5 protein-coding genes are annotated in these 7,701 nt (G+C 40.1%); all 5 read left to right on the top strand.

What is annotated here, in order from left to right; genetic code table 11:
• The first annotated feature begins 283 nt into the window (after positions 1-283).
• Complete coding sequence (locus tag VSA01S_RS09395) at positions 284-2,149, top strand: sensor histidine kinase (protein ID WP_050567329.1); 1,866 nt, start codon at positions 284-286, stop codon at positions 2,147-2,149.
• The gene (locus VSA01S_RS09390; protein WP_039980829.1) at positions 2,142-3,368 is read left to right on the top strand and encodes a sigma-54-dependent transcriptional regulator; all 1,227 of its coding nucleotides are present in this window, start codon (positions 2,142-2,144) and stop codon (positions 3,366-3,368) included. The genes VSA01S_RS09395 and VSA01S_RS09390 overlap by 8 nt, the downstream gene beginning before the upstream one ends.
• Positions 3,369-3,429: 61 nt before the next feature.
• The gene (locus VSA01S_RS09385) at positions 3,430-4,821 is read left to right on the top strand and encodes an HlyD family type I secretion periplasmic adaptor subunit (protein ID WP_039980831.1); all 1,392 of its coding nucleotides are present in this window, start codon (positions 3,430-3,432) and stop codon (positions 4,819-4,821) included.
• 269 nt (positions 4,822-5,090) lie between these two features.
• On the top strand, positions 5,091-5,774 hold the full coding sequence (locus VSA01S_RS09380; RefSeq protein ID WP_050567330.1) for a transglutaminase-like cysteine peptidase: 684 nt from the start codon (positions 5,091-5,093) through the stop codon (positions 5,772-5,774).
• Positions 5,775-5,779: 5 nt separating this feature from the next.
• Entirely contained in the window at positions 5,780-7,693 is a 1,914-nt protein-coding gene (locus VSA01S_RS09375) for a bifunctional diguanylate cyclase/phosphodiesterase (protein WP_039980833.1), read from the top strand.
• The last annotated feature ends 8 nt before the right edge of the window (positions 7,694-7,701 follow it).

Raw genomic sequence — 7,701 nt, 5'->3', positions numbered from 1 at the left:
CAACTTTTTCTACCTATTGGTAGGTAAAATTAATTAGAATTTCAATTATTGATTATAATCAATAGTTTATATTATTTGATATTTTTAAAGTTTTATCGCTTAAAGCCTTAATATGGTAAAGGCACCTTAAGATCTCTTGAATATCACAACGAAATCACCACCTCGTTAACAAAATATGTCACTATTCTACTTATACCTAAGTAACCTCAAGATACGCTTTAGCGATACGACCTTTGGATACGTGTCTGGATATTTGATAACAATCATAAAAAACGAGATAAATGTGAATCTACTCAACCCTAAAGCACTTCAACATTTTTTGCTGGCTTTGGCTTGTATCGCCATTATCGGTCTGTTCTTTACGCATCAACTCGCTACTCAGCACCAATACCAGCATTGGCAGACAAAGCTCAAACAGCAAGCAACACATGTTGCCCAAGAAATCGATGATGAATTGGCGAAGTTTGAGCAAATACCGAACTTACTCAATCATGATCCTAGACTGCTGGCTACATTACAAACAGAAACAAAAACCAAAGACCTGAATCTGCTGCTATCCGATTGGCTTGCACAAAGCCTTGCCGATACCATCTACGTTCATGACCAAACGGGACTGGTTATTGCTTCTAGTAACTATCAACAAGATGACACTTTCATCGGGTCTAATTTTGCCTTCCGTCCCTATTTTCAAAAAGCATTAAAGGGTCAAAAAGCTCAATATGTCGCTCTTGGAGTGCGTTCAAAAAAACGTGGATACTTCTTCTCTTCACCTTTATGGCTCGATGATAAAGTGGCTGGAGTTATTACTGTAAAGGTTAATTTAGAGCAATTAGAACAAAGGCTTGCTAAAATGAACGAGGATATTTTGATTGCAGGTATCCATGATGTCGTCTTTATGAGCAATTTAGCGGATTGGCGTTATCGTGCTTTGTTCCCTTTATCGGAAGCCGCGAAAAAAGAACTGACCCAGACACAGCAATACGGTGCAGCATTGCCTAAGTACAAGGGTGACCTAACAAAGGATACAGGCGTCAAAAAGTTAGTAAGCAATCACTTTCTTATTTCATCAGACTATATCGCTTATACCACAGAGTTGTTTGACAACAATTACCGTGTGATAAGTTTAATTAATCAAAAAGAGGTGTTAAAAACCATTCTTCAAATTGACATTACTTTTTTGCTTTTGTACACATTGATTGCTCTTATTGCACTGGCTTGGTTTCAAATGCTGGTGAATAAAGCCAGATTGGCTGATTTGAATATTAACCTGGAACGCATTGTCACAGAACGTACTGATTTTCTCAGCCAAACCAATAACAAGTTACGTCACACCATTGAGCAATATGAACAAAGCCAACAAGCACTCAAGCAAACACAACAAGAACTGACGCAGGCAGCTAAATTGGCGTTACTAGGCGAGCTTTCCGCCAACATCAATCATGAAATCAACCAGCCTTTAGCAGCGCTCAAAACTTATAACGAAAATTCATTGCGCTTGATGGCAATGAAGCGTTACCCAGTAGTCACAGATAATCTCAATAAAATGCTCGAGCTTAATAGCACGATTGCAGAGGTCATCGCACGCTTAAAAATATTCACTCGTAAAACAGAAAGCAGCCCACACAATGAAGTGTCTGTATTGCAAGAAGCCATGAGTAATGCATGTCGTATTCTTAATACTCAGTTGACGAAACAAGGTATCACTGTCGATATCCCAAGCATACCGACTCCAATTTTGCTCGCTATCCACAATGTTGAGCTGGAACAAGTACTGATCAATATACTTCACAATGCAACTCAGGCCATGACCGGCGACAGCTTAGAACCACGTATTGCGATGAACATTCGATGTGATGAACACATGTGCGATATTTATATATCTGACAATGGACCAGGCATGGATCAAGCTTCTTTATCGCGCATTTTTGACCCTTTCTTTACCACTAAACCAGAAGGCTTAGGTTTAGGGTTAACCATTTCCAAACGCATTTTGGAGAGCTACCAAGGGACACTAAGCGCTTATCAAGGTGATAAGAATCAGCCATCTTCTGCCAATGCTTGTTCTGGCCTCCACTTAGGCGGAATGACCTTTATTATTCGTCTGCCTCTCATCAAACAAAATTCTCAGGAGACCCCTTCCGATGCATAGTCAGATATTTTTTATCGATGATGAGCCTCATATTCGCGATGCTGTATCACAGGCTTTGCTGCTTGAAGGTCTCAATGTGACATGTTTACCCAATGCAGTCGAAGCATTACGTGTCATTGATATCGACAAGCCTGCTTTAATCATCACGGATATACATATGCCGGTTATGGACGGATTAGAATTTATGCGAACCGTGTTAAATCAAAATAAACATTTCCAATTTATTGTCTTAACGGGATACGGCGATGTAAAAACCGCAGTTGAAACGATGAAGAGTGGCGCCTACGATTTTCTCGAAAAGCCATTTTCAACAGAGCATCTGCTCAAGTCCTTATACAAAGCGAATGATAAGCTACAGTTACTACAGGAAAATATCTGGTTAAAAAAAGAACTGGATATGCAGACACATGTAGGACCAAAGATGATTGGACACAGTCAAGTTATGGTCGATATACGTCGTGCATTGATCAGAACTCCCGCTCAGCAGTCTATTATTTTTCTGGGCGAAGCAGGAACAGGAAAAAGACTCGCAGCACAATTCACTCATGATATTCATTCTTCACCAGAAGCAGAGCTCATCGCGCTTTCCAGTGAAGATTGGCAAGGTGAATCTCAAGAACGTCTGCATCAGTTTCTTGATGATTTACCCTATGACCGGTGTGCATGTAGCTTGTATATTTACAATATGGAACACATGGCACTAGAACAGTGGCAATACCTATTAGCTCACCCCAAAATTAGCCGTATTCTCGGTTCTGCAACCAAAGTATCCAAAACGATCGAGCAAACCACTAAGATTATCCGTATGCCTACTTTAGATGAGCGTAAAGAGGATATTGGCCCACTGTACCGGCACTTTGTCCGTCATGCGACTAGCCGCTATCAATTGCAACCACAAAAGATCAGTCTTGATGAGATCCAAGATCTTACCGATCGAGAGTGGTCAGAAAACATCAAACAATTAAGGCAATTTGCTGAACTCAGAGCTCTTAAACCTAATGTTTTGTATAGGGAAAATTGGCAACAAACCAGTGCCGACATTCAAAGCATGGCTCAGCGTATAGAATACTTTGAATATGGATTACTTTTTGACGCACTTCAGCGACATCGAGGCAGACTTAAAGATGTTCAACTAGAATTACAATTGTCACGTAAAACTTTATACGACAAGTTAAAAAAACATCAGTTGGATAAAGCTCAATTTAAAAGTCGTAACTAAGACAGAACAAACCAACTCGAAGTAAATCGTATCAAGAGCTCTCCTTTGGATAAGGAATAGTATGAGCCGAGATAAATACAATAAATTAAGTCACGATGAACTGGATTTCGTCGATGATAAAACCGCCGCTTTAATACTCAATACGCCCACCAGTGCACGAGCTATGTTGTGGGTTATTATTTTATTTTTTATTGCTGCTGTGATATGGGCCGCATGGGCCAAAATAGACAAAGTGACCGTTGGCCAAGGCAAAGTCATTCCCTCTTCTCAGGTCCAGATTGTTCAAAATCTCGAAGGTGGCTTAATCAAAGAGATTTTAGTCAAAGAAGGGCAGCAAGTCGCAAAAGGTCAGCCGCTATTATTAATTGATGACACCCGCTTTCGTTCAGATTTCCGAGAGCGAGAACAGCAAGTGGCAAACTTAACTGCATTAGTTATTCAACTTTCTGCATCAATTGACAGCGTAGAGGTTAACAGAAATTTTAAAAGCCGCAATTGGGAGAAAAGTGTGATTCTCCACGAGAATAAGCTTATTTTTCCTACCGACTTAGAAGAAAACCAACCTAGACTTACCCAGCGCCAGAAAGCTGAATACCGAGAGAACTTGCATAATCTCAGAAACAAATTATCCGTTATTGATCAACAAGTAAAACAAAAACAACAAGATTTAGTCGAAATTCAAGCTCGCGTAAATAATTTGCGCCAAAGTTATCGGTTTGCCAAAAAAGAACTCGAAATTACCAAACCATTAGCAGATGAAGGCGTTGTTCCTCATATTGAACTGCTCAAGCTACAACGTCAGGTCAACGATACCCGCCGTGAAATGACATCCAGTGAACTCAAAACTCCAGTTATCAAGTCTGCTATCCGTGAATCTATGCTCAATCGAATCGATGTTGTTCTAAAGTTTCGCTCTGAGCAACAAGAAAAGCTCAATAACGTTCAAGATCAATTGTCATCTTTAGTAGAGTCAACTGTTGGCTTAGAGGATCGTGTGAATCGCACTGTTGTAATGTCTCCAGTGACAGGAACGATCAAGACGTTAAATGTGAATACCGTCGGAGGTGTTATTCAACCAGGAATGGATATTGTTGAAATTGTCCCGACCGAAGATTCTCTGTTGATTGAAGCGAAGATATCTCCTAAAGATATCGCTTTCTTACGTCCTGATTTACAAGCAATTGTTAAACTCACGGCTTACGATTTCACCAAGTATGGGGGGCTTGAGGGAGAACTTGAGCATATTAGTGCTGATACGACTCAAGACGATGAAGGCAATAGCTTTTACATCGTTCGTGTTCGCACCCAAAAAACTAACTTCGGTCAAGGTACTGATTTACCTATCATTCCTGGAATGATGGCATCTGTCGATATCATTACTGGTAAACGAACGGTACTGGAATACTTACTCAACCCTATCTTGGGTACAAAAAACAACGCTTTGAAAGAATAAGCATACTCTGAGTCTGTTTACTTTTATTTTTGGCTGAACGCTGTTGAGTCTTTATATCAGGTAGAGACTTTGATTTATCGCCATCTAAATGAGTAACCGTTAGCAACAAACTCTACTTATCCATTAAGTTGATGATCCTGCTCTCAATTTAATGAAAATACTGTTTTTAAACCTGAGGATACATACAAAAGCACAACACACCTTGGATAAATAAACAATTTTTACACTGGAGAACACTTTGAATAGTACAATTGTGGTGTAAGTCGACTATGCACTCTTTATCACTGACCAAGATGGCATTGTTTGTTTTTATTGTTTGTGTTTCATTGCAAATCAGTGCTCTCAACAACAAAGAGCAACAATGGATAAAAGCAGTTTCATCCGTTTACGGAGATCGTGCAGGGCTGCGAGTTCAAGCTTGGCGCGAAAAACAACATCGACTTCAACCTCAAACCAACCGCCAAAAGCTGTCGGAGGTGAACCATTTTTTTAACCAATTACACTTTGTCGATGACATCAAACTTTGGGGGAAAAAAGATTATTGGGCCACACCATTGGAGTTTTTAGGTAGTAGCGCTGGAGACTGTGAGGATTTTACTATCGCTAAGTATTTTTCATTGCTTGAACTCGGTATCTCGGATTCCAAAATGCGTTTGGTCTATGTCAAGGCTATCCATCTCAATCAGTTCCATATGGTTTTAGCCTACTACCCAACGCCCAGTTCCGAACCCTTGATCCTCGACAATCTCAAACATGAAATAGTACAAGCGTCTAAACGTCAAGACTTGAGACCAATCTACAGCTTCAATGGTAAAAACTTGTGGTTGATGAAATCTGCGGTCAGTTCTGGGCAGTTAGCGGGTAAGTCTTCACGTTTGAGCCTTTGGAATGACTTACGCTCCCGTCAGCGTAAGCTGAAACTTAAGAAACCTAAAATTAACTTTGACGAGTGAAAAGCATGACTCTTTATAAAAAGCTTGTGATGGGAATGGTGACCATATTTCTACTCCTTATGATCTCGGTTTTACTCATCCAACTCAACACAATAAGAAGTAGTTTAGAACAGCAGCAACGTTCAGAAGTTAATAATACAATTAATACTGTTGGTTTAGCTTTAGCACCGTACTTAAAAGAACAAGATAAGATAGCGGTAGAGTCAGTGATCAATGCGTTATTTGATGGCAGTACCTACTCCATTGTCCGTCTTACAGCCCTTGATTCTGATTATCAAATCCTACGTACTTATCCAATTAAACCCAGTCACGTCCCCCAATGGTTTATCGATCTTAATTTATTCAAAGCAATCCATGATAAACGCACGGTCACCAGTGGCTGGTTACAGCTCGCAGAAGTCGAGATCATCAGTCATCCTGGTGCAGCGTATAAACAGTTATGGCAAGCCCTAGTCCACTTATTAACGGCTTTTTCAGCTGTCTTTTTAATTGGTTTAATCGCTATTTCATATGTTCTTCGTCGCTCGTTGAAGCCTTTGAAAGCCATTGAGAGAAAGATGCGGGATATCAGCAATAATCAATTTGGTTATCCGCTGGTTCGCCCTAAAACAAAAGATCTTATTTCGGTAGTGGATGGCATCAATTCTATGTCTGCTCAAATTGAACTCTCATTTAAAGAACAAGCGAAAGAAGCACAGCGCTTGCGTGCTCAAGCTTACCTCGATCCAGTTTCCAAACTAGGTAATCGCTTTTTATACATTAATCAAATCGATCAATGGTTGGCAGAAGAGACCGAAGGGGGCATCGCTTTACTTTATGCAGAATACATTGGTGACATTTATGATACCAAGGACTACCAACGTGCCGATGCTCATGTAAAAGAACTATCTGAACGAATCAAAAACACCATTGATATATCAAGAGCAACGATTGCACGTCTATCAAGCGATGAGTTTGGTTTACTGTTCCCCCACACTGACGAGAGTGAGCTACGCCTTATTGCCAACAGTATTGTAAGTTGCGTAAATGGACTCAATACTGACCCAACAGGTTTAACGAAACCTAAAGCTTTTCTTGGCGTTGCTTTTAGCAAAAAACCAAAAGCTCGCTCAGAACTGTTAGCAATAGTAGACAATGCACTATCTCAAGCGAAAACTCACCCTGAACAAAGCTATGGTTTCATCGGAAGTGATGCAAGCTCACACTTAATGGGTAAACAACAATGGAAATCACTTGTAGAAGAAGCGATTCATAGTGATTGGATCCAGTTCCGCTTCCAGTCCGCGAAAAATGTTTGGGGCAAGATATATCATAGAGAGGTTTTCTCCAGCATAGAAAAACAAGGAGAAACATTTCGTGCAAACCAATACTTGTTTGCATTGGAGCAACTCAAAGCAACAAATATATTTGATCAATATGTAATTAAATCGATGATCCAGAGGTTAAAGAATGGCCAGTTAGAGGGACCTATAGCGATCAATATTGCACAAAGCAGTATCTCTGAGCCAGCATTCATTCGTTGGATCGCGCAAGTGCTAGAAAAAAACAACAAAATTGCTTCAATGCTGCATTTCGAGCTGCCAGAGTCTTGTTTTATTGATCACCCCCATCATACAGCCCTGCTGTGTCAAGCCATTCGCAAATCAGGGGCAATATTTGGGGTTGATAACTACGGTCGCAACTTCCAATCACTCGAATACATTCAAGAATTCCGTCCTAACTACGTCAAACTGGATTACTTATTTACTCATAACCTACATGATGAGAAACAAAAGTTCACCTTAACTTCCATTTCTCGTACTGCCCATAACTTAGGAGTGACGACCATTGCATCAAGGGTCGAAACTCAGGTTCAATTGGATTTCCTAACAGACCACTTTGTTGAAATATTCCAAGGTTTTATTGTCGACAAAGAATAAAAACGAGG

The organism is Vibrio sagamiensis NBRC 104589 (assembly GCF_007990935.1).
Lineage (GTDB): Bacteria > Pseudomonadota > Gammaproteobacteria > Enterobacterales > Vibrionaceae > Vibrio > Vibrio sagamiensis.
Note: the sequence above shows the minus strand (reverse complement) of the source record. Positions and strands in the feature narration are given on the sequence as shown.

Excerpts from the sequence above, each read along its gene's own strand:
- VSA01S_RS09390 (WP_039980829.1), top strand. The coding sequence starts at position 2,142 with ATGCATAGTCAGATATTTTTTATCGATGATGAGCCTCATATTCGCGAT.
- VSA01S_RS09385 (WP_039980831.1), top strand. The coding sequence starts at position 3,430 with ATGAGCCGAGATAAATACAATAAATTAAGTCACGATGAACTGGATTTC.
- VSA01S_RS09375 (WP_039980833.1), top strand. The coding sequence starts at position 5,780 with ATGACTCTTTATAAAAAGCTTGTGATGGGAATGGTGACCATATTTCTA.
- VSA01S_RS09380 (WP_050567330.1), top strand. The coding sequence starts at position 5,091 with ATGCACTCTTTATCACTGACCAAGATGGCATTGTTTGTTTTTATTGTT.